This window comes from Oleiphilus sp. HI0061 (genome assembly GCF_001635675.1).
This window is the reverse complement of the sequence record NZ_LWFE01000340.1, coordinates 1-584: the sequence shown is the minus strand read 5'-3', so window position 1 is coordinate 584 and position 584 is coordinate 1. Positions and strand designations below refer to the sequence as shown.

Sequence of the window (584 nt, the reverse complement as noted above, 5' to 3'; positions counted from 1 at the left end):
GAGGAAGAGATTGAGACACATCTAAATGAAAGCTTTTATCTTTTCTCGGTGTAGGCCGTAGGCCGCTCTGTGCCCTCTGTGGTGAACCGTCTTTTATGTTTTGATCTTTAAGGGCAGCTTCTCACTACTCCGAAATAACTTCTGCACTAAAAACTTCGAAATCTGACAAGTGCTTTTCAATTACTGAAATCACAATATCTAAATCGAGCGCTTGGTAATCATGCACTGCTATATTTCTTAAGCCAACCATTCGCTTCATCGCGCCAGAGATGTCGACCGTAATCAATTTTGCCCCTGCTAGAATATCGAAACTATCACGTGCCGACTGAGGTATTCCCAGCCGGTGCACGCGAATTAGATAATTAGCTATATCAATTGAGGCCTCACACGCTCTTTGAATATTCAATAAAACAGAATCTTGTTTGGTGTAATTTTGTTTGAATTCTGCCTCGCTAGTAAATTCCTCGCGAACTCGCTGCAAACACCGTTTTATTGTTGCGAGCTTATTCAGTATGACATCATCCATGCTTCAGTCCTTTAAGCTGAGCGACAAAGTCAGTCATAATGTCTTCACGCCCCTCTTG

Annotated in this window: 1 protein-coding gene; it reads right to left on the bottom strand. The window is 42.3% G+C overall.

The window, feature by feature from the left end:
• Positions 1 to 124: 124 nt before the first annotated feature.
• Positions 125 to 526 carry a DUF86 domain-containing protein gene (locus tag A3735_RS04655; RefSeq protein WP_068637654.1) on the bottom strand — a complete coding sequence of 134 codons (402 nt, stop codon included), beginning with the start codon at positions 524 to 526 and terminating at the stop codon, positions 125 to 127.
• Positions 527 to 584: the final 58 nt, after the last annotated feature.

Coding starts and splice junctions, on each gene's coding strand:
- A3735_RS04655 (WP_068637654.1), bottom strand. CDS start 526: ATGGATGATGTCATACTGAATAAGCTCGCAACAATAAAACGGTGTTTG.